Origin of the sequence: Ferrimicrobium sp. (assembly GCF_027319265.1) — a bacterium.
Lineage (GTDB): Bacteria > Actinomycetota > Acidimicrobiia > Acidimicrobiales > Acidimicrobiaceae > Ferrimicrobium.
The window spans coordinates 1-22,532 of the sequence record NZ_DAHVNP010000008.1; the positions used below are offsets into that span (position 1 = coordinate 1).

A 22,532-nucleotide genomic window follows, 5' to 3' on the forward strand; every position below is an offset into this window, starting at 1 on the left:
GTGCAGAGGTTGTCAGTTCCTCATTCCCAGCGGTGGAAGTCGTTCTCTTGGTAGAGGTGACAACCACATGGGATAGATAAATCTAGTGTGCTCTACTCGGTGGGGGTGACGGTTTTGGGGAGGAAATTTGGGGGATTGGCATTTAGGCTGGTGAAGTGCTGTTTTAAGTTGGTGGCAGAGAACACGGCGGCGATGGCCATCAACGCTACCGAGAGGTAAAAGGCGTCATGAATGCCAGCGGTGAACTCGGCGCCAATGTGTGCGCTGAGCTTTGCAGTTCCAACAAAAATAGCGAATGCCTGGTTTTTCGAGATCGTACCTGACGCCACGACGATGGCAGCGGCGAAGGAAAAGACCATTCCAATGTTGGCAAAAGTCCGAAGCATCCCTGAAGCGATACCAAAGCTACCAGCAGGTGCGGCCTTCATCACGGCGGCATTGTTGGCCGGATAGAAGCCACCTGAGCCTATCGCCCCAATCACGTAAGCGCCCGAAAGTATCCAGATCGCTGAACCGGTCCCCAACTGCGCATAGATCACCAAGGCCAGCATCTGCACGAGTAATCCAATCGTCGCTGGCCAGACTGCGCCGTAGCGGTCAGCTAACCGACCACCAATGGGACCGACTACCCCACCAACCACGTACCCCGGAAGCAGCAGGAGAGACGCGTGCAGCGGAGTGTATCCCCTCACCCCCTGTAGATACATGAGCAAAAGGTAGAGAACTGAAAAGCTTGCGAGCCCTTGAAAGAGCGCCGCCAGCAGCGTGGGTGACATCGTCGGCACCCTAAACAGGGACAGATTGAGCATCGGTTCTTTCTGATGTACTTCCACAAAGGCGAAAACCCCCAGAAGAAGAAGCCCAGCTACCACGAACGCAATGATCGACGCATTCAACGATTCGCTCGTCAGCTTCGTGAGTCCCCAGAGGATACCGAAGAGACCCAATCCAAGAGTCACCGTGCCTAGATAGTCGAGTCGACGCTTTTCCCGCTCTCCATGGTCATGGAGCACCTTGACCGCAATGGCCAAAGCCACTAGCCCAATCGGCACGTTAATCCAAAAGATCCATCTCCATGAGAAGTAGGTGACAATCAGACCACCGAGCAGGACTCCGAGGACGGCCCCGATATTCCAACCGATCGCGTTATATCCATAGGCTCTCCCCCGTTGCTCCGGAGGGAAGGTATCGGCGATCACCGCACCAGAATTCGCAGCCACCAAAGCACCTCCCACTCCCTGGAGCAGTCGGAAGCCGATGATGGAAGCCTCATTCCAAGCAAGTGCACAGAGTAAGGATCCGACGATAAAGACAAAAAACCCTAGCTCATACATCCGGACCCGCCCAAACATGTCACCGAGACGCCCGAGCTGTGTGGCGAGCAAGGTGATGACCAAGAGGTAACCGATGATCACCCAGATAATGGAGGCAAGGCCGACGTGCAAACTCCGTTGGATCTCAGGGAGCGCCAGGACAACGATCGTGGTATCGACCGCTGTAATCAGTACGCCAATGACGATCACCAAAAGCGCAAGTCCGCTCCGTGTGTCCCTTGCTCTCATCTCCTCAGCCATGCCACGTTCCTCTCTGGTGAATCGACCGTCTTCGCTGACCGGGACAGCGGTATATCAGGATCCTACAACCGAAAGCACACCTCATTCCTTCCCCCCAATAACGAGATGCAGCCTCTCGACGCGTCCGCGCACCAGAGGCGACAACTCCGGAATCCGTGGTGCGTAACCTCCCTCAGCACTCGCCAAAGACACCAGTACGTCAACCGAGACACGAGTAATCAGGAAAATTCTCACGCACCGGGAATAGGGAAGTATTGCAAACAGTTCGCAACTAATGTTGAACTGTCACCCATGATCATCAAAGATGAGCTACCAGAAAGTGAAGGCATGAGCGACCAGCTAACCCCCTCGGACTCACACCCCCAAGCGTCACCGCGCAAGATGCGTCAGGTCTTCGGACTCTTTGACCTCTTTCCGCTCTCCATCTCTAGTATTGGACCCGTCTTCTCCGTGGCGGCCACAGGAGGCGTCATGGCAGCGGATGCCGGATGGTGGGCCCTACCAGCCATCGCCATCCTGGCTATCCCCTTCGTCGTCTCATCCTTCGTCTTTCGGTTGCTCAATCGCCACTTCCCAAACTCCGGTGCCTCCTATCACTGGTCCTCACGAGTGATGGGTCGCAGGGTCTCCCAGTACCAAGCCTGGATCCTCATCCTTGCCTATTTCTTCTCCATTCCTCCGATAGCGATTCCGGCAGCGACGTACACCCTCGCACTCGTAGCTCCCCACTATCACCCGAGCAACATCGTGACCATCCTGGTAACCATCTTCTGGATCATGTTTGCGGCCGTCCCCCTGCTCCTCGGTTCAAAGCCAACCGCGCAGATCACTAAGGCGTTCTTTGTGCTTGAGATGATATCACTTCTCGGCTTCGGAATTCTCGGGCTCGCTCGCTTACACGCCACCTCGGTGGGCATCCATTTTGGCGCCATTCCAGTCGGCGGCATGCTGGTCGTAGCGGTAGTCGCCGCGACTGTACTCGACGGATGGGAGATCGACTCCTATGCCGCAGAAGAGTCGGAGAAGCCTCGCAAGGATCCTGGTATCAGCGGCGTAATCGGTGCGTTCCTAGCACTGGTGTTCTATGCGATCCTCTACCCCTTGATGTTCTCTGAAACACCGATGAAGATGTTGGCAGCGCCGAATGACTCGGACCCTCTTGCGCTCTGGGCGCAACGCGTGCTCCCATCGGCGCACTGGGTGATCCTCGTCCCCATCCTCGCCTCAACAGCGGGCGGCCTTTGGCTCACCACCTACATCCTGACGCGAGCCCTCTACTCCATGGGGCGTGAGCAATTGATTCCGCAGGCGTTTGGCAAGTTGAGTAAGCGCCACGTACCGCATATCGCTACCGTTGCAGTACTGGGCTTGACCTTGGTCGTCGTCGCAGTACAACTGTTTGTCTCCTCGTTGGGTAGCTTCTTCAACTTGGTGCTCTCGGCGGCTGGGTTCTTCCTCCTGGCCGAATTCTTCTTTGACATCATGACGGCAATTATTTTTCTCACCGTCGGGCATAAAAAACTACCCGATGTCCAGTTCCAACCGCACCAACATCGTTGGCTCCTCATCGGCGCCATCTTCTCAGGTACCGTCATGGGTGCGCTCCTCGTGGCCTTCTTTATCTACGGACCAAAAGCGATTGGAGCAGGCATTGACCAAACGCTCGTAGTGCTGCTCCTCGCTGGTGTCGTCTTCGTGCTCGTTACCTTGCGTCGCGTCAAAGGTGCCTACGTCTTCCACGGCGACGACGCACCTCCGATCCCAGCTACCACCCGTGAGCAATAACTGGATCTAACCCCGTGCAAGAATGTCAAGCAGCACACGCGTGGGCAAACCCAACGACCATGACGCGAGACGTTAGTGCACCTGGTTCGCATCGGTCAAGGGGATGCGTGACCTACCGACGTCGGACTGTCACGAACCCCTCGGGGATCGACGCCACGGCTATCGCGGTGACCGCAATCCAAGGGTGGAGAACATCTCCACGATCCATAGCTCGTCCACCGCAATCCACTCGAGCACAGCACCCTACTGGCTACGGTGGAAGACCCAATGATCCTATTGAACTACCCAGCATCGAAGAGCTGGAGAGGACGTAGACGTCAAACGCTTGGCCCCCGTCGCGGGAGGAGCGCCGATGAGACCAGACCGAGGGAGACCGTCTGATGACGCAAGAGTGGGCAACCAGTGCTTCTGCACGAGCAAGGAAGCGCTCGTTCGCCGAGCTACAGCGTCAGTGGCCAACTACGCTGGGAGAGATGAGTGCAACATCCCTGGTCGCTCAGCGACGGAAAGAAGGTACTCGTCTCCTCCTCGCCGACGGCACTGACGGTCTACCGCTCGCACCTCTACGCGTTCGGTGGCTGCGGATCCTCGCTCCACCACGAACCTGTCTTGGCCCTACACCCTCTACCGTGAAGTCGTGACTATTCTCGTTGATGCCGCTACTATCACTGTGACGCGCTCTGATCGAGTGCTCTTTGCCGATCTGTCGATCACCGTCTCCGACGGAGACCGTCTGGGTGTAGTAGGCATCAATGGAACTGGAAAATCCACGCTCTTACGAGTCCTTGCGGGGGAGCAGACCCCGGAGGCCGGTGAAGTACGCAGAGGCAAGGGGGTGCGCATCTCCCTCCTCGATCAGGAGGATAACCTACCCGATGTCACGGTGCGAGAGGTGGTTGGAGCTGGATGGGAGGGTGAGGCAGTGCTCGATCGTCTCGATATGATCAACGCCATCGATCGCAACATCTCCGGCCTCTCCGGAGGACAGAAAAAACGGGTTGCTCTCGCCCGCGCCCTCTGCCGACCTGGAGATCTCTTGATCTTGGACGAGCCAACGAATCACCTTGATTTGGCGGCCATCACGTGGTTAGAGACGTGGCTTTCTCGATTTTCCGGTGGGGTCATTTTGGTCAGTCATGATCGCTATCTGCTCGATCGAGTCACCAACCGCATGCTCGAGTTGGATCGAGGAAAAGCCTACGTACACAATGGTGGTTACGCTGGCTACCTCGCGGCTGGAGCTCAACGCGACGCCCAGGCGGAGGCGGCCGACGCGGTGCGCCGGAACCTCGCGCGCCATGAACTGGCATGGTTACGGCGCGGTGCTAAGGCGCGAACCCGTAAGCCGCAGGCCAGGATCGATGCCGCACGACAGCTGATCGATACTCTTCCCCCACAAGCTGCTCGCCCTGGTGACATCGATCTCACCTTTGGTACACCTCGCTTAGGCAACAAAGTGCTCGAGGTCGTGGCTGCTAGCTATCAATACCCCAATGATCAATCCCCGACCCTTAGCGACGTCACGATGAGTCTTGCCCCACGGGAGCGCCTCGGCATCGTCGGATCGAACGGCGCGGGAAAGACAACTCTCCTCGAGATGCTCGCCGGGCTGCGTCACCCTACGCAAGGACGGATTGAAGTCGGCACCACCGTACGCATTGGCTACTACGCCCAACAAGGTCCCGATCTCGATCCGAACGCGCGGGTGCGTGATGTCGTCGCCGGCCCACATCGAGTGCCTGGAGACCCAGCAGATATTCACCTCATGGAGCGGTTCTGGTTCACTGGTGAACTCCCCTGGGCAACCGTCGGCACACTTTCGGGGGGTGAGCGTCGCCGTCTACAGCTCCTCACTGTCCTCGCAACCCGTCCGAACGTTCTGCTTCTTGACGAGCCTACGAACGATCTCGATCTCGACACACTGCGGGCGCTCGAAGACTACCTCGAAGACTGGCCCGGGGCGCTCGTCGCCGTGAGTCACGATCGCATCTTCCTCGACCGAGTGACCGACCGTATTGTGGCCTGCTTGCCAGGACGAGTCAGCGAAGTTCCTGGCGGACTCACGGCCTGGATCGCTGAGACGTCACTACGCTATACTCGCGGAACTAGCGACAACGCCTCCCAACGTGGGCGAGCTAGCGAGGCAACACCACCACCACGCTCCGCTGTTACATCGAGGAAGTCTCCGAGCACCATCCGTTTTCAACTGCGGAAACTGGAATCGCTCATCGAACGCCTCGCCCGAGAACGAGATCAACTCACCCTCGCCTTCCAAGAGCAGACCGATCACGAAGTACTCGCAAAGCTCGGTACCGATCTCGCTCGTTGTCAATCCGAGCTCGACGACGCTGAGGATCAATGGCTCGCCCTTACTGCCGAATACGATGAGGACTGAGCGCCCCACCGACCATCACCCATCGGATGTACACGCGATGACCACTGCAGCCGTTCTGTGCACGATTGCTTACGCGAGACGGGCGCGCAGTTGTTGGTACTGGGACGCAGACAGTCCAAAACCCTCACTCGATGAAGGAACGTAGCCTGCCTGGAGCGCCCATGCGTGAGTATCGGTGATCGTCGCTTCGAGTGATCTAGGTTTGAGCCCAGCCCGATACGCACGATCAGGAACGGCGGCACTTCTCCACCGCTCGGGGCTGAGACCCTCCCACAGTGGAAAGGCCTGCTCGGTAACCCCAACCTCGTTGAGGAGTGCGGGCTCAACCCATAGAAACTCAACCCCGCCCTCTGGGACGATGGTGTCACGTACACTCGTCAAGAAGCCCGCAAAGTCCAAGGGGGCCAAGGGGCTCACCGTATGATAAACCCCAGCGGTCTGCGTGTGAACCAGCGTCACCATGAACTCCGCCAAATCACGAACATCGATCACTTGAAACGGGTTATCCATCGGTCCTGGAACCAAGAGAGTGCCACCTCTTGCGATCGTCTCCACCCACCAGGTGAAACGATACGTTGGGTCATAGGGGCCGACCACATAGGTTGGTCGCACGAAAGTGAGGGGTGCCTCAGGAAAGCTCTCTTTCGCCACTCGCTCACAGAGTGCCTTGAGTCCTCCATAGGTGGACGCTGTCACCTCCTCGACATCTGGATCGACCAAGTCGCCCAACGGCGTATCCTCGGTGTACCCAGGTGCCACCGGGCCAGCATAGGCAGCAATCGATGAGACCTGTAGATAGGTACCGCCACGCGTACCCAACGCAGCGCCGAGCGCACGCACCTGTCGCGGGAAATAGGCCGAAGTGTCGATGGTAGCATCCCACTCACCCACAGCAAGGCCTCCCAGGTCACTATTCCGATCCCCGCGAATGTGTGTTACCTCTGGAAACAGTTCAGGGTTCGTCTTTCCACGGTGGAAAAGCGTGACCTCATCGCCTCTTCGTAACAGTTCCTCGGTTACGTGCCTTCCAATAAACTGCGTTCCACCGATCACAAGTATTCTCATGCTCTGATCCTAGTGAACAGTGGGTCTAGCGAACCATTAACCCACCGGCTCGAACAACGTGAAACCTTGGCCGAGACAGCAATCGCTGATCCCTATCTGCGGCACAAGACCTTACCCACGGGGCGAGCAAGGAACCCACGGGTCGATGAGTGCCCCCGGCAGGATTCGAACCTGCGCACATGGTTTAGGAAACCACTGCTCTATCCCCTGAGCTACGGGGGCATGGCCACCTAGCCTAGTCTAACGAATGTGTCGCGACGTTATTTGCGTGGCCACCACCAACCGTCCTCCTCAGCGGGAACGCCACCTAACGTCATGCCGTGGCGTCTTGGCCATCACGCATACCCCCTCTATCTGACCAAGCCTCTCGGCACGAATCAGCGAACAGATCTGGAAGAGTACAACGCCCTGAGATCATTGGGCTAGACGAAGACTTATGACGCTAGCGTGAAGCTACTCCATCGATGTCAGCGCGCCTCTCGTCCACCGGAGACGCTCCTTTAGCGATCGGTACCCGCACTATCGAGTTCTGCAATCTCATGCTCCACCGCGCCGATCCGGCGATCACATTCATCGAGCATCGCTCGAACTCTTCGTACGACCACCGCGAGCTGATCAAGACCGAACTCGCTACCGGCAAGTCGATCAATCACCGCCTGACTCTCATCACGCAACTCCTCAAAGCTTGCATTCACTAACGCTTGTCGGAATTCTTCGTCGCCGATATGAAACCAATCAACTTCGCTCACTCTCGAACGTCTCCCTCGCTTCTCATCGCCACCACACCGTCAGCCATGATAGCTCTCACCAACTTTTCACCACGCAACTCCGCCGCTGAGGTGAGCCACCGTCCTGCGCTATCTTGGAGTATTGCATACCCTAGGCGCAGTTGGCTCAGTGGATCACGATGATCCAGCATGGCATGCCGCTCGCTCATACCACGAACCTCGGCATCAAGATGCTGGTGCACTGCTCGCACAACAGCTACCGGATTCAATAGACGCGGGCGCTCATGAGCCAGGCGAAGCTGCAGGGCTGAACGTAGGCCCTGTGTCGCATGTCTTGTCTCCTCCAGCTCCCGGCGGCAACGCCCTTCAGCAAGCCGATGCAGTAGTGCCAACTCCTCGGCCTGGCTGACCCGAAGTTGGGTCAGTCCCGCATGACAAGATCCAATCACTCGCGAAGCCATCGTCTGACGGCGTGACGCTTCCTCACGCAATCGGGCACCGACCAGCTCGATTGTTCGTTCAACAAGTTCTCCCATATCCGATAGATATCGCTCGACCCTTTCCACCAGCGCGGTGGCCACGCTTTGAGGGACATCAAGCGCTCGGTGCGCCACTTCGTTGACCAAGACTTCATCGGCCGCATGGCCGATGGCACACCAGACCGGAGTCACCGCACTGACCACTGCGCGAACCACCAGCTCGGTATTGAATAGCGCGAGCTCACTCTCCGCGCCGCCTCCCCGAAGAAGGACAATCAGATCGTTGTCCTCAGTATCAGCTCGTCGTATCATCGCCGCCATTTCGTCAGCGGCTTGCGTACCAGTCACCCGCGTTGGATAGAGCCGCCAAGAGAAGTGAAAGCCGCTTCGCGCGAGGACCCGGGTGAAATCGTGCTGCACCGTGCCTGCCTCGGAGGTGACGATACCAATCGCTAACGGCACGGCGGCGAGTTCACGCCCCTTGTTGAGCTCGAAAATACCCTCCTCGATGAGGGCAGATCGCAGTCGCTCCACGTCGAGCCTTCCAAGCCGCTTCATCTCATCGTAATCGAGTTGTTCGACCACGAAACTGACCCGGCCAGCAGGACGATAGGTACTCAAACGACCGATAGCGACCACTTCCACATCGCTCTCGAGCTCACCCAATCCACGATTTTTGAGTTCTTGTCGAATCCGGCCGAGATCGTTGGCAAAAATAACCGTATTGATTTTCGCCGCCATTGTGCCAATAGTATGATCAGTCAGCGCACAGTAGAGATGACGGCGCAACGAAACATCCTGCAACGTCCCTTTTAGCCGGAAGCGGCTCGTCATCAGTGGTTCAAGGCTTCCTTCAATCATCTCCCAGAGATTCGCGACTGAAAAAACAGGGACCGGTTCGAGACTCACGCCTCTTGAGCTTAGCGCCCTCCGTGCACCACCGACGGGCGACCAGCTGACAGCCTGCAAGCACTCAACCGATCAGGTCGACGTGCCGATAGTGAGGGGCTCCATAGCGAGCCAGCGAGGTCAGACGGCGGCCAGAGCCGACGGCAAAATCAAAGCGAAGAAACGACGCTAATCCGAGTTGGAGCTCGCTCGGCGCAATGCTCATCGCTTGGGAACTGAGCATGAGCCGGGCGAGGCGACCAAGTGAAGGTGCATGCCCGCACAACACGAACGAACCAGCTGCCGCATGGGCAAGATCTGCAAGTTCGGCGAGCTCCTCGTCAGAGGCACGCTCTACGAGCCGCGAATCCTCTTCGCACGCCACCCCAAAGCGTTCACCCAGAGGAGCAACCGTCGCTTCACACCGTAGTGCAGGGCTAGTGATAATGCGAAGCGGCATATCATGGGCAAGCACCTCAGTCAGGACACTCGCCAACACGATGGCTTGCTCCATTCCCTCACGATCGAGTGTTCGCGCCAGATCGCCACCATCTCCGGCGCTTGTACGCGCCTTCGCATGCCTCAGGAGAACTGCTGCCATTGAAACCTCCCTGTCCGTGAGCCGCTACGCATGTGCACTGCGTCCGTCCTTAGCCAATGCAAACCCTCGTCAATGTGCCCGGCAGCTGCTACCAACTCACGCCGCATGCACCAATCCGAGTCTATGCTAGCGCAAGTGTGCATCCAAACCTGGGCTCAGTGACGCCGTGGGGCTAGTCACAATTGTCATGCCAAGCATGCGCGAGAACCTCCTTCCCTCGCCCAGCCATCGAACGGAGATAGCATGCCCTACTCACACAACGGCTGATATCACGGCTGATATCACGGCTGATATCATGGCAGCTGTCGCGGCGTACCTGCGACACGACATAGACCTATAAGGAGACAACCGCCAAGAAGGTCCAGGTCTCGGTAAAACATATGAATTGGTGCTCGTACCCAGACGCAGCGTGAGCATTAGTCCGTTATTCTCATTCTTGCATGGGTGGCGATGAGATGATAGGTGGACATACCGGCGCTGTGACCACGTCGTGGGCCCGTCTGCAGCAACTGTATTGGCGAGTCACGCTAGTGCTCATCCCGTCGATGATTCCCGCGCTCTATTTCGGAGCTTGGGCACTGCGGCTTGCTGTCGTGACTTTTGGTCTCTCACTGGTCATCCTCTTTCTGCTTCGCCATCGAATTCCTCGTGCAGCCATCCTCATCCATGTGGGCATCAATTACTTCACAGCCCTTGCACAGCTCGTCCTACCAGCCACTGCAGTGATAACCGTACTGACGCCATCCGAATGGCGACCGGCATTGACGATCTTTGCAACCGTCGGTATTTTTGCGCTTGGCGTCTATGGTGGCCCGATCATTGCCAGCATCGCTTTGGGCGCAAGCCTCGCAGTATTGTCCAGCCATTTGATCCCCAACATACCAACTCTCATTGCTCTAGCCCTTGGAGCTGCCGCCGGAACTGCGATCCGTGTGGTGATCGCAGAGTTGATTCGGTCACATGACCAGTGGAGCCGCCATGCCATGACCGATCCACTCACCGGACTTGGCAACCGACGTGCGATGGAGCAGGGGTACCTCGCCTTCCAAACCACTGCCAGGAAGCGGGGTTTGACGATGTTTCTCTCACTGTGGGATCTGGACAACCTAAAGCAGATCAACGACACGCACGGTCATGTCCAGGGAGACGATACGCTCCTAGCCTTTGCTGATGTCCTCCGCGGAGCCCTGAAGAAGGAGGATTCGGTCTATCGAATCGGTGGTGATGAGTTCTGTTGTCTTCACTTGGGTCTCCAAGATGGAGCCTCAATCATCGACCGTGTTCGACAAGTCTCTCCCGCCGTCTCCGTGGGCCTAGTAGAGTGCCACAACCTTCCACTCGGCGATGCACTACAACAAGTAGACAAACTGATGTACGAGGACAAGCGGCGCAGACGTGGTGGGCTCGGAGGCTGTTTACCGCCGCCAGCCTAGCCGCACTCGATAGGCAACTACCAGGTACTGCTTTCAGCCTGACCGCGACTCAACTACCCCATTGTGCATGTGACGCGAGCCATCCTTCAGGGGAGTGCCTTCGAGCATCACAAGCGATGAGCTACGCGAGTGCAGCCAAGTCCATCTGCTATGTTCCAGCCAAGTCCACCCGCAATCAGATCCGAGGCCCTAACGATGACGCTTCTTCAACAAGCGCAACGAGTATTCAATGTCACAGCAAGCCGCGAGCTCGCTCGCCACACGTTGGCTGCGCTCGTAGCTATCCATAGCCGATAGCTCTCGCACCTCGTCTACTCTCGTTATCAAGGGGGTGTTGCCGATGACGACCACAATTGCCGATCTCACACGACCCGAGTTCGAGGAACGTATTCGTAATCGGGTTCTCGTCATCCCGATTGGCTCCATCGAACAGCACGGTCCCCATCTTCCCATCGGAACTGACTCACACATCACCACAGCACTCATCGAGGAGCTTTGTCGTCTTCGGGGAGACCGACTCCTCCTTGCACCGCCACTACCGTTCGCAGCATCGGACGAACACTCGTCTTTCCAAGGGACCTTCTCGATGGGCACCAATCTCCTCGCTTCCTTGCTGAAGGTGCTCACAACGAATGACCCTATCCAATCCCGAACACTATTCGTAAGTGCCCACGGAGGTAACTTACCAGCATTCTTGACAGCGAGCCAACCCTTCTGGATACCAAGAACCCATGTACTGGTGGAGGCGGCCGCTCAGTGGGAACTACCCGCCGACGCCAGGGGGATCTGGGAGCCAGACGCCCATGCCGGTCGCACGGAGACCTCCGTCATGCTCGCACTGCGTCCAGATCTCGTGCATCTCAACCAAGCAGTGCACGGGTACAATGGCTCCCTCTCGTCGGTAGGATCTATCTTGGCGAGCGATGGTATCCGCGGGGTAAGTTCGAGCGGCGTCCTCGGTGATCCGGCCGGCGCGAACCGCGAAGAAGGTCTGGCGATCCTAGCCGCTTTGGCCGCTGACCTCGTCCGAACCTTCGATCAGGTAAGCCAGTGATCGGAACCCTCAGCGATCAAGGGCGTCCACTCGCCATCGTCACCGGCGGCGCACGTGGGATCGGACTAGCGACGGTGCAGGCACTGGCCTCCTCAGGCTTTTATGTCGTTGCGGTTGACGCTCCAAGAACATCGAGCATGCCTTACCCCCTCTCGTCCTTGCACGATCTTGAGGCCATCAAGCGAGAGCACATCCAACCAGAACCCTGCGATGTACGCGAATCAGCCCAACTCACAGCCCTTGTTGAGCGATTGGCACGCACCTTTGGTCCAGCCCAAGTCGTGGTGGCATGTGCTGGTGTCCTTGCCGGATCAACTTCATCGCTCGAGTTGGACCCAGAACAGGCCCACGAGATCTTTGCTGTCGACTATTGGGGGGTCGTCTACCTCGCCATGGCCACGATGCCATCGTTGCGGGCCACCCAGGGCGTTTTCATTGCGATCACCTCAGCTGCAGGACTACGCGGACTTCCTCAACTCGGGCACTACTGTGGAGCAAAACATGCCGTCCACGGATTCCTCGCAGCCCTCGCTCGTGAGGAGCTACCAAAAGGCGTTCATATCAATATGGTCGCCCCTGGTTCGACGGATACCGCTCTTCTTCAGGCCACCGCTGCGGTCTACAATCTGGCATCCCCAACCGAATTCCTGGCCCAACAACTCGAGCCCACACTCAACACACCCGACGACATCGCCAGCGTCGTGGCCTTCCTCGCCACTCACCCCACGAGCGGTATTAACGCCGCCACCGTCACTGTCGACCGCGGCTTTCTGGGTTGACGGCTGCCAACCCAGAACAAGGGAATCACCGAGCACGATAAGTCCGAAACCAGCTTTGCGCGCGGAATCCACCGGGTACTATCATGGCTCAACTGGACAGGGAGGACTCCCACTCCGCAAGGGAGGTCATGACAATCTGGCCCAACTCCTCTAACTGCCCCGGCTCAATGATCAGCGGCGGCGAGAAGGCGAGACCCTGACCCAACACCCGGGTGATGAGACCATTCCGGCGGACAATGCCTGCCAATCGATCAACCGCTGAGGTATCTTTGGAGCGCACCTGAGGAGCTACCTCCACGGCCGCCAGTAGACCCACACCACCGCGTACCTCGGAGATGGAGGGGAATTGCAGCGCAGGCCGCAGGCTCGCTAGTAGCGTACCCTCAAGCAGCGCACCCCGCTCCAGGATTCCCTCCTCCTCAAGTATCTGACAATTCCTCATCCCAGCCGCCGTGCAAGTGGGATGCCCACCATAGGTGGGACCATGTCGAAATACAGGAGAGTCCTTGCGAGCAAAAGGTGCGGCGACATGCTCGGCAACAACGACGCCACCAAGCGGTAAATATCCACTCGTTACCCCTTTGGCGAAGGTGATAAGGTCAGGGGAGATCTCAAAGCGCTCGACTCCAAACCAGCTCCCCAATCTTCCGAATCCGCAGATGACGGAGTCCGCGATCAAGAGCACCCCGTGTCGATCACAGATCTCCCTCAACGAGGTGAAATAACCGGGTGGAGGAGGATATACTCCGCCAGCACCGATGACTGGCTCGGCGATCACCGCCGCGACGTGCTCCTCGCCGAGGCGAACGATCTCCGCCTCAACCGCCTCAACCTCATCGTAGGGAACCCGATAGGTGTCCGGTATCAGCTCGCCAAACCCCTGGCGGTTGGCATCGATACCTCCGACCGACGTCCCAAAACCCCACGTTCCGTGATAACCATTCACCCGAGAAATAATGGCTGTTCTCTCCGGATGGCCAAGTTCAAACTGATAACGGCGTGCCAACTTAATCGCCGTCTCGACGGCATCACCCCCACCTTGCACAAAGAAAATCTGTGCATCCTTCATCGGCGCCCGCTCAGAGAGAAAAGTAGCGAGCTCCTCCGCTGGTCGATTCGAGAAGTTGCCAAAAGTCGAGTAGCCAGCAAGTTTCTTTGCCTGTGCATAGATGGCATCGGCTATCTCAGTTCGGCCGTGGCCAATGTTGGCGTACCAAAGTGCTGCAGTACCATCAAGGTAGCGTCTTCCAGCCTCGTCATAGACGTAGACGCCTTCACCATGATCAAAGATGACCGGGTCATGACTCGCCTGATAAAGTTGTCCAAAAGGATGCCAGTAGTTGCTCATAGGTTCTCCTCGCGTCGCTAGCGTGTGGCCAGATGCTTAGGAGTCTAGAACTCCTCCGAGCTGGACCCGGTTTCGCCCCCGCGCCTTAGCGTCGTAGAGAGCGGAGTCCGCCATACGCAGCAGCTCCTCGATGAGCCCCCTGGGGGAGAATCGACGCACTGTGGGAGAGGCTACCGCCACACCAATCGAGGCGGTGATCGCATCCTCCGTATTGGGCACCGAGACCGACGCGAGCACCATCCGGAGGGACTCAGCGAGGCTCAGTGCCTGAACCTGGTCAACGCCAGTCAAGAAGACGACAAACTCCTCGCCGCCAAATCGCGCGACGACATCTTGCGTGCGTAGCCGATTTTGAATATTGAGCGCAGCCTCCTTGATGACGAGGTCACCGATCGAATGCCCGAAGCGATCGTTGACCACTTTGAAGTGGTCAAGGTCAATGAACATGGCTGCCATCTCAAAACCGCCACCGCGAGCATTGACCACGAGTCGCTCAGCGAGCGACCAAAAGCTCCTACGGTTCATCAATCCCGTTAGTGGATCAGTCTCTGCAAGCTCTCGCAAGAGATCGTACTGCATCATCTGTGACACGGCAATACCTGCCTGGTCCGCAAAGAACTCCAGGGCCTGAACCTGTTCAAGGTCTGGGAACCGTCCATCGCCTGGCTCGTCGGCCGAAATCACCCCCAGGAGTTGCCCAGATTCGATGATAGGAATCGTCAGTGAGTCTCTAGGATCCCAAAGATCGCCTCCCTCCTCCACATGCGGCCGATCAGGTATCGAGAGTTGGCGACCTAGTTGATCGGGCAATGGATACTTGCGGTGATCGAAGAGGTAGGATCGTGACAGCCGCATTTGCGGTTGCATAATCTCGGCAAAGCGGCTGAGTTCGATCGGACCGCTCTCATTGAGTCGCGCTCGCTCATCCTGTTCGATCCCAGAGGTCACCCGCAGCTCTAGGTTGTCGTCACTGCGCAGATAGATGGCCGAACGGCGAAAACCACCAGCCGAGGTGACTGCGTCCGCTGTCGTCTGCAAAATCTCCTCCAGTTGACCCGCACGCTGAACATCATTACTCGCGCGGAAGAGCTCACTCAACCGCTCTCGTTGTGCAGTCAGAATCCGCAGCTGCGCATCCGCGTAGCTGCGATTCTCGTGTAGTTGAATGGCGAGCGAAGCAAAGTGCGCTAGCGTCGCGATAAGAATAGAACGCTCCAGCGTTGGCACTCTCCCATCGAGTGGATCATCAGGGAAGACCACACCAAAAATCTCAGCAGGCGGCCGGTAGAGTGGAGCGATCAACAGCGAACGCGACTGCCACTGACCGCCGGGCACCGATGGCTCCGTTGCGACCACCGAGCCACGCTCCACTAACGTCTCAAGTAACGGCTCCGAACCTTCCACCCAGTAGATCTCACCGATCCGGTGTGCCACCCCAAGAAGCTCCTCCAGCTCTCCCAGAGGCATCGAGTAGTCGTGAAAATCCTCCATCTTCAGGTCGCCACGGATACTTGTCATCGCCTTGATGCGAAAACGTCCGTCACCTTCGAGAATCGCGACAGAGGTGGACCCAAATCCCAGAACCTCGCAGGTCGTCTGCGTAATTTTGCGTAAGAGTTCATTACGATCGGTGGTCACGCTCAGATCCCGGGCAACACTAAGTACCTTTTGCAATCTTCTCTCGATATCTGAGAGCTCATCCGTCACTACATGCATTTTCATCAGTTCCCTCGGTGTACAATCGGGCAAAACAACACTTCGCTTGAATCAGACCACAAGCTTTCCTACACCGAGCCTCAGACACCATCGATTATGGCTCTTCATCGAGACCTACGAGTGACGTGACATTGGCATGCTGGCGATGATGGGGTAACAGAGCGTCTTCGCGAACCTCGGTATCACCTCGCTTGGTACGACGCGTGTGATCGAGGAGGCGTCGTGGCGTGGGAAGCATCACAGGATTCGTGACAGAGCGGACACAGGATGGGTCAGCCCCAGCCAACGACCTCCCGGTAAAGAACTTTGCCGCCAAACACCCGCCATGGCAACGCGCATACGCTGTACAGCTTCGACATCCCTCGGCTGGCGCCTCGGCACGAAGCTCTCGAAACAGTGGTGCATCACGCCATATGGTCATCAATCGATCATTACGCAGTGAACCAGCACGGAAATCAGGGTGAATCGTAAAAGGGCAAGCGTAGACGTCACCCACCGGATCGATCAAACAGACCACCCTACCGGCCCCGCAGAAATTGAGGCCGGGCAGGGAGGTCCCCAAAGGGTTCAGATGGAAAAAGGAGTCCGCCGTCTGGATCTCAGGGTGTCGAAGAAGATAGTCGTAGAGGAGGCGCTGTTCGCCATCATCGAGCGCCAACTCCTCATAACAATCCTGAGCTCTCCCCGATGGCCGAAGACGCGTCAGTCGAAGCTGCGCACCAAAGCGCGTCCCAAGCGCCTGGAGTGCATCGAGTTGAATGATCGAGCCCTTGGTGACCACAACGGAAAGTTTGGTACCTTGCACACCAGCTTTCGCAAGGTTCTCAAGTGCCCATATCGCACGGTCAAAGCTACCGACCCCCCGAATCGCGTCATTGACTGAAGCCGTCGCTCCGTCAACCGAGACCTGAACGTTACAGTACTGCAACTTCGCAATCCTGCGAGCAGCCTCCTGATTCAAACGAGTACCATTGGTCGAGAACTTCACACCAAGACCAACAGCATCCGCATACTCGATGATCTCAAAAAAACTCGGATGCAACATCGGTTCTCCACCGCCGATATTGAGGTAGAAGACGCCCATTGCGTGCAGATCATCTAACACATCTCGACATGCTTCAAAATCCAGCTCGCCAGGGTCAGGTCTCCCTGATGACGAAAGGCAATGTCGACATGAGAGGTTACATGCCCACGTCAACTCCCAAGTGAGACAGAGTGGAGATGATAGGCCTCCCATCAACGATTCACGGACACTGCTCACGGCACCTCAGCGTCCGTCAAGTACCGGGGCTCATCGTCCTCCTCCAAGGACTCCACGACGCCGGCCATCCGTAGTTGGAGTAGTACCTCTTCGACCTGACCCTCCGTCAAGTCAAGTGGTGCGAGTTCTATGATCGCCGACGCACGGCCAACAAGCAGCTCAGGAAGGTGTGCCGCCGTTGCCGACTGCAAGAGGATCAGTCGCTGCTCACTGCGGTGATAGGCGATCGCGCCGAATCGCTCTGGACGCACCTGCACAGACGGCGACCACCGCCACCGCAACTCGCCTAATGCATCGGACTGCACGGGTGTCTTCCCCTCCCCTGCATCGGGGTCAGTAGACGCCACAGATCCCATCGATATCGATGATCTCTACGACGATAACCGGCTCGTCCGCACCTCCATCAACTTGGGGCTCCGACTGCCTGCGGGCCAGCTCGGCCTCGGGCACTGCCGTCGACACTGCCTCAGACTCGGACGATCCGACGTTCCTCTCCTCGACCATACTTCGCTCCCCTCATCTTGGTCTCGCTGTTCCAACACACTCGCGCGAATGGATCCATTCGCATGCACAACCGCGCCTATTCAGCCCAGCTCGGCCGACTCTCTGCGCAGCGACTCAAGGACCGGGACGGTCGCCTGTATCGCGCTGCGCTGACTGTAAAACGGTAGTGCTCGTAGCCCCCCAAGCTCCTCCCCTCCCCCAGCCCTGCCAGGACCACCATGAATTCCCTGCGGCATAACCACACCGTGACCCGGATTGAGGGCTGCGGTAGCGCTGTTGAGCTGCGCAAGACGGCCGTGGAGTGATCCAAGAGCCACAGCCGTCTCAGCAAAGGCAGCATCGTCATCAGTTACTATCGTCGCTACAAGCGAACCTCGCCCCCTTCTCACCAACTCGATGCCCTCGCTCATACTTCGATATCCCATCAAAGCCACGCAAGGGCCAAAAACCTCAAGTTCGTGCACAAGCCTCGCTGAAGAGGGATCGCTGATCTGGATGAGTGCGGGTGCAACCACGGCTGCAACGTGCGGGTCGACGTCGATGAACTCCACCGAACTTGCCCCCGCGAGGAGGCTTTTACCCTCTTGCGCCAGCAACGCCGCACCTGCAATCACCGACTCCTGCTGCGCCCGCGACACCAGGGGACCCATCTCGACCTCTGGATTCCTCGCATCTCCGATCTTCAATGAACTCATTCGTGCTACGAGTCGTTCGCTGATCGATCCCAATAACTCATCGGGTACGATGACCCTACGGATCGCGGTACATTTTTGACCAGCTTTGATGGTCATCTCCGTCACCACCGCATCCACCAGGCTCTCCACCGATGCTGCACTCAGATCTTCCAGTGCGAAGATCGCATTCAAAGAGTCCGCTTCAGCGTTGAACCGAGCTCCATGCGTGATGAGATGCCGGTTCGACCGCAGCATGATCGCAGTATCTGCAGACCCGGTAAAGGCGAGGGTATCCTCCTCCTCAACCATCTCTACGAGGTCACGACCACCAGCGCTCAACAACGACAGAACACCGTCGGGGATCAAGTTCGCTTCATAGAGGTCGCGCACCATAAGATAGGCGACCAGTGCCGTTTGGGTCGCAGGCTTTGCCAGTGAGGGCATACCGGCCAACGTCGCGGTTGCTACCTTCTCGAACATGCCCCATGCAGGGAAGTTAAAGGCATTGATGCCGATGGCGATACCCTGGCGTGGGGTGAGTAGATGCGCTACCCGGTACTCCTCCGACCGCGTCATCTGTGCGAAGCCTGGCTCAATCAGCGTACGGCGATCGCCAAGCTCTTCACCGAGACCCGCATAGTAGCGAAGAACGGCGATGGCGCCATCGATGTCAAAGACGGCATCGCGCTTGTTCGCTCCCATGTTTGCGAGAACAGCGTCATAGTAAGCTGGTCGCCCCTCTCGAAGCTTTTCAGCAAAACGCGCGAGAAGCGCTCCCCGCTCACGAAACGTCATCGCCCGAAGCTCAGCCCCGCCGGTACGGCGCGCCCAAGCAAGAGGCCCTGCAACGTCTACCCCATCGGCTGAACTCGATGCAACAGGAGCACCCGTCGCGGGATCTCGGAGTACGGTACCCTCACCGCTACCATCAACCCACTGGCCACCTAACAGATGTTTGACTCGCATCATTGCCCTAACCTCCTTGATTAACCCATGCCACAACCGGTCGATGGCGAGAACCGAACCGTTGTATCAACCCAGTCTATTCAACACCATGAAAACGTTCGTAAATACGCCGTGCAACCCCAAAGAGCTGCGATTCCCGATGGTCGACTGCGACCAGCTGCAGAGCAAACGGAACCGAACCGGCACTTCCGCGTCCCTGCAACCCATCCGCACCAATGTGAATCGGCAGCGTCAGGGCGGGGAAACCTAAATAGTTAAAAGGAAGTGTCAACTGGTTGACACCGGAGACATCAAGTGGCCACCGAGAGGGAACAGGCCGCGCTAGCGTTGGGAGTGCCACCACACCTTCGCCCATGCCGAGCCCTCGAAACCAACGCTCTCGTTGCTCCTCTCGCCGCTGGCATACTTGGCGGTAATCGGCCTCACTCACGTGTGCTGCACCACGAAGACGTGCTAGCCCTCGCGGATCGAGCCGGTGGGCCTGGGACAGATAGGGGCGCAATTGCCGATAGGCCTCCCATAGAAGTACCGTATTACCGTCCTCCCAGAGATGACCGAGCTCGAGCACCGGTATGGTGCGGACGGACATATCGATGGCTGCAAGCACATCGGAGACGACCGCGTCAAAGGATGGCACCCCGCAGTGCACCTGTGCAATCCATGTCGGCGTTGGACCTTCCAACACACCACCAATACCGACAAAGCCCCGTTCAAGATCGGCGATCGTGCGGGCGAGCACGCCGACGGTGTCCAAGCTCGGGGCTAACGCAGCACACCCGGTCTCATCGATCAGACCATAGGTTGGTTTGAGACCTAGGACCCCACAGCACGCCGCCGGGATGCGTATGGATCCCCCGGTGTCGGTACCAACTCCAACCTCCGCCTCGCCAAGGGCGACAGCAACGGCTGAACCACTCGAGGAGCCCCCAGGGATCAGATCCGGGGAACAGGGGTTGCTTGGGGTACCGAACCACGGATTGACCCCATGCACGCCAAAGGCAAACTCAACAAGGTTCGCCTTACCACGAATGAAGACCCCCGTCGCACGCAGTCGGGCTACCGCCACTGCGTCCCGCATGGCTGGCAACGCTCCGGACGCGACCAGTCTAGAACCACAGGTGGTCGGCAATCCCTCAACGTCGAGCACGTCCTTCACAACGGCGTTTAACTTCCCTGCCTGATACGGCGCCACCTCACCGATCATCCACGGATTGCTCACGAAAGATCAGCCTGCTCGCTACCGACATGAGCGATAGTACCGATGGTCGTCAAATGAGTTATCGATGGGGATATGCCGCGCACGTAGGTGGCAAGGAACGCGAGCGAAGTTTTGAGCACTGCCTGCTCATAGGCGTTTGTCTGCGTGTACGCCTCAAGATGGTCTGCGCCGAGGAGTTGCAAATAGACCTTAGGAGCTGGTGCTTGGTCGTAGATCTGAGTCGAGAGAGCCGGAGCATTGACCGTATCCGCCGTGCCTTGCGCCACCATGAGTGGCATCGCGGGTGATGGGAAATATTCTCCCCCATACGGAGTAAATTCAGCCCCCGAGAGAATGATTGCCGCCTTCACCGCGGAGTCACGGCAGCAGGTGTTATCGGTGAAGGCTAACGTCGTGTCTCCACCATCACTCTGACCAGCGGCGGCGATCTCGTTCGTATTGACAAGCGCCGTCAACGGCGTCGATGGGTTCTGATTTAACAACGCGACCTCGGCGATGGCGGCTCGCATATCACCTGGCTGATTGAGCATGTCAGACTCAAAGGCATCTGATAGCTCCGCATCCGAAAGATTTACCCCATAATGAGCGATCGCCCACGCCGAGGAGAGAGGAAAGCGAGGTGCTGCTACTACGTATCCGTGACGCACCCATCCGCTGATCAGTGGCAGGTAGTTTGATGGATCTACGTCGAACCCAGCCGCGAACACGATCAAGGGGTATGGAGAGCCCGCGCTGGCGGGATTCGCGTCTACCACAGGATTCACACTCGTGGTCTTCGTGGAGGGATAGTAGATGTGCAGAAGATAGCTTCTTGTCGAACAGGCCCCGGTCGACGGCACGCAGAGAATCCGCCCATCTTCGACCACGGTCGTAGAGTACTCCCCAACACCACGGATAGGCGAGCTAATCGTCTGCGTCTCAACAGGCGGAATAGGTGTCGTCCCGGACGAACTTCCCGGTGCGGTCGTCGCGGTGGGGACACTCAATCGGGCGGGGACGGTAGAGGATCGATTGGCGACAAACAACGCGGCGATTAAGACGACAACCGCTCCAACGATGCCGACTAATAACGTAGAACGTGCAGGTTTACCTACTTGCATTTTGAACGAACGACACCCCTTCTTCTACCTGGTGGATCTGTTGGATCCGCCGCTCATGTCGTCCGCCGTCAAAAACACCGGACACGAAGGCCGCAACGATGGCAAGCGCAAGCTCATCTCCTAGCAATCGAGCACCAAGGGCCAGTACATTCGCATCGTTGTGTGACCGGGCGAGTCTGGCGGAGAGTTCGTTCCAACACAGCGCTGCCCGAACGCCGATCACCTTGTTGGCAACGATCTGCTCGCCTTGACCCGATCCCCCCAGGACTACCCCGAGGGTGGCGACTCCACTCGCTACTGCTCGACCGACCGGTTCGCAATAGAGCGGATAATCGACGCTCTCCTCCGAGTTTGTACCAAAGTCAATGACCACCGCACCCTCACCCTCGAGGTACTGGGCGATTGTACCCTTCAGCGGAAAACCAGCATGGTCACTGCCGATAGCGATCACGACACCATCGAGCGTCAGGTTCACAGATAGTTCCCTGGTGCTGGTGTTCCCTGTGGGAGCCCCCGATTGCGGAGCTCTTGCAACTGAGAGCGCGAATCCATCTGTTGTGCCATGAGCGTCGCTTGGATGCCGTGAAACAATCCCTCGAGCCATCCGACAAGCTGAGCCTGCGCGATGCGCAGTTCAGCCTCCGATGGTACCTCGCCACCGTGAAACGCCGGGGCGAAACCTCGGAGCTCCTCTGTGAGATCCTCCGACATCACACCCCCGAGTTCTGCCACCGAGGTGTCGTAGATCTCTGCGAGTCGGCTACGAGAACTCACGTCGAGAGGAGCCGATTTGACCTCCTCCAGAAGCGCCCGTATCATCGATCCAATCCGCAGTACCTTTGCCGGTGACATAATGACCTCGGAGTTCGCCTCCGGCGCCGCACTATCACCTGGCATCAGTAACTTGGGTTCCTCATGTGCATCTGCCATATTCGTCCTCCGTTCAACGGGTCGCCGACCCGA

The 22,532-nt window shown here is 57.8% G+C and carries 20 protein-coding genes and 1 tRNA gene; 5 read left to right on the forward strand and 16 right to left on the reverse strand.

Annotated elements, in window-relative coordinates; genetic code table 11:
• Positions 1-92: 92 nt before the first annotated feature.
• Positions 93-1,574, reverse strand: a complete 1,482-nt coding sequence (locus M7439_RS00755) for an MFS transporter (RefSeq protein WP_298347462.1) — start codon at positions 1,572-1,574, stop codon at positions 93-95.
• A gap of 327 nt (positions 1,575-1,901) precedes the next feature.
• Between M7439_RS00755 and M7439_RS00760 the strand changes: the two genes are divergently transcribed.
• Positions 1,902-3,359: an APC family permease gene (locus M7439_RS00760; RefSeq protein ID WP_298347463.1), complete on the forward strand. Its 1,458-nt coding sequence runs from the start codon at positions 1,902-1,904 to the stop codon at positions 3,357-3,359.
• Between the two features lie 574 nt (positions 3,360-3,933).
• Positions 3,934-5,754: an ABC-F family ATP-binding cassette domain-containing protein gene (locus M7439_RS00765; protein ID WP_298347464.1), complete on the forward strand. Its 1,821-nt coding sequence runs from the start codon at positions 3,934-3,936 to the stop codon at positions 5,752-5,754.
• A gap of 69 nt (positions 5,755-5,823) precedes the next feature.
• Here M7439_RS00765 and M7439_RS00770 read toward each other — a convergent pair whose 3' ends face one another.
• The 5 genes from M7439_RS00770 to M7439_RS00790 form a co-directional block, all read right to left on the reverse strand.
• Positions 5,824-6,819 carry an NAD-dependent epimerase/dehydratase family protein gene (locus tag M7439_RS00770; RefSeq protein WP_298347465.1) on the reverse strand — a complete coding sequence of 332 codons (996 nt, stop codon included), beginning with the start codon at positions 6,817-6,819 and terminating at the stop codon, positions 5,824-5,826.
• A gap of 150 nt (positions 6,820-6,969) precedes the next feature.
• Positions 6,970-7,041, reverse strand: a tRNA-Arg gene (locus M7439_RS00775).
• A gap of 278 nt (positions 7,042-7,319) precedes the next feature.
• A complete protein-coding gene (locus tag M7439_RS00780; protein ID WP_298347466.1) occupies positions 7,320-7,568 on the reverse strand; it encodes a hypothetical protein in 249 nt (82 codons plus the stop codon).
• Positions 7,565-8,935: an exodeoxyribonuclease VII large subunit gene (gene xseA, locus M7439_RS00785; RefSeq protein WP_298347467.1), complete on the reverse strand. Its 1,371-nt coding sequence runs from the start codon at positions 8,933-8,935 to the stop codon at positions 7,565-7,567. Before xseA ends, M7439_RS00780 begins: the two co-directional genes overlap by 4 nt.
• 64 nt (positions 8,936-8,999) lie before the next feature.
• The gene (locus M7439_RS00790; RefSeq protein ID WP_298347468.1) at positions 9,000-9,515 is read right to left on the reverse strand and encodes a histidine phosphatase family protein; all 516 of its coding nucleotides are present in this window, start codon (positions 9,513-9,515) and stop codon (positions 9,000-9,002) included.
• Positions 9,516-9,970: 455 nt separating this feature from the next.
• On the opposite strand from M7439_RS00790, the gene M7439_RS00795 reads away from it, so the two are divergent.
• The 3 genes from M7439_RS00795 to M7439_RS00805 all read left to right on the forward strand — a co-directional run bounded on the left by M7439_RS00795 (position 9,971) and on the right by M7439_RS00805 (position 12,781).
• On the forward strand, positions 9,971-10,948 hold the full coding sequence (locus M7439_RS00795) for a GGDEF domain-containing protein (protein WP_298347469.1): 978 nt from the start codon (positions 9,971-9,973) through the stop codon (positions 10,946-10,948).
• Positions 10,949-11,288: 340 nt separating this feature from the next.
• Positions 11,289-12,002, forward strand: coding sequence for a mycofactocin biosynthesis peptidyl-dipeptidase MftE (gene mftE, locus M7439_RS00800; RefSeq protein WP_298347470.1), 714 nt, complete (start codon positions 11,289-11,291; stop codon positions 12,000-12,002).
• Positions 11,999-12,781, forward strand: coding sequence for an SDR family oxidoreductase (locus tag M7439_RS00805; protein WP_298347471.1), 783 nt, complete (start codon positions 11,999-12,001; stop codon positions 12,779-12,781). Before mftE ends, M7439_RS00805 begins: the two co-directional genes overlap by 4 nt.
• Before the next feature lie 88 nt (positions 12,782-12,869).
• Here M7439_RS00805 and M7439_RS00810 read toward each other — a convergent pair whose 3' ends face one another.
• The 10 genes from M7439_RS00810 to M7439_RS00855 all read right to left on the reverse strand — a co-directional run bounded on the left by M7439_RS00810 (position 12,870) and on the right by M7439_RS00855 (position 22,499).
• Complete coding sequence (locus tag M7439_RS00810; protein WP_298347472.1) at positions 12,870-14,129, reverse strand: aspartate aminotransferase family protein; 1,260 nt, start codon at positions 14,127-14,129, stop codon at positions 12,870-12,872.
• Positions 14,130-14,165: 36 nt separating this feature from the next.
• Positions 14,166-15,851 carry a diguanylate cyclase gene (locus tag M7439_RS00815; protein ID WP_298347473.1) on the reverse strand — a complete coding sequence of 562 codons (1,686 nt, stop codon included), beginning with the start codon at positions 15,849-15,851 and terminating at the stop codon, positions 14,166-14,168.
• 88 nt (positions 15,852-15,939) lie between these two features.
• Positions 15,940-17,082, reverse strand: a complete 1,143-nt coding sequence (mftC, locus tag M7439_RS00820; protein ID WP_298347474.1) for a mycofactocin radical SAM maturase — start codon at positions 17,080-17,082, stop codon at positions 15,940-15,942.
• A gap of 20 nt (positions 17,083-17,102) precedes the next feature.
• Entirely contained in the window at positions 17,103-17,453 is a 351-nt protein-coding gene (mftB, locus tag M7439_RS00825; protein WP_298347475.1) for a mycofactocin biosynthesis chaperone MftB, read from the reverse strand.
• Entirely contained in the window at positions 17,440-17,610 is a 171-nt protein-coding gene (locus M7439_RS00830; RefSeq protein WP_298347476.1) for a hypothetical protein, read from the reverse strand. Before M7439_RS00830 ends, mftB begins: the two co-directional genes overlap by 14 nt.
• Positions 17,611-17,690: 80 nt before the next feature.
• Positions 17,691-19,253 (reverse strand): 3,4-dehydroadipyl-CoA semialdehyde dehydrogenase, encoded by a 1,563-nt coding sequence (locus M7439_RS00835; protein WP_298347477.1) that lies wholly within the window; start codon positions 19,251-19,253, stop codon positions 17,691-17,693.
• A gap of 73 nt (positions 19,254-19,326) precedes the next feature.
• Positions 19,327-20,469 (reverse strand): amidase, encoded by a 1,143-nt coding sequence (locus M7439_RS00840; RefSeq protein ID WP_298443108.1) that lies wholly within the window; start codon positions 20,467-20,469, stop codon positions 19,327-19,329.
• On the reverse strand, positions 20,466-21,569 hold the full coding sequence (locus M7439_RS00845) for an alpha/beta hydrolase (protein ID WP_298347479.1): 1,104 nt from the start codon (positions 21,567-21,569) through the stop codon (positions 20,466-20,468). The genes M7439_RS00840 and M7439_RS00845 overlap by 4 nt, the downstream gene beginning before the upstream one ends.
• Positions 21,556-22,044: a ribose 5-phosphate isomerase B gene (rpiB, locus tag M7439_RS00850; protein WP_298347480.1), complete on the reverse strand. Its 489-nt coding sequence runs from the start codon at positions 22,042-22,044 to the stop codon at positions 21,556-21,558. Before rpiB ends, M7439_RS00845 begins: the two co-directional genes overlap by 14 nt.
• Positions 22,041-22,499: a proteasome activator gene (locus tag M7439_RS00855; RefSeq protein WP_298347481.1), complete on the reverse strand. Its 459-nt coding sequence runs from the start codon at positions 22,497-22,499 to the stop codon at positions 22,041-22,043. The genes rpiB and M7439_RS00855 overlap by 4 nt, the downstream gene beginning before the upstream one ends.
• Between the last annotated feature and the right edge of the window lie 33 nt (positions 22,500-22,532).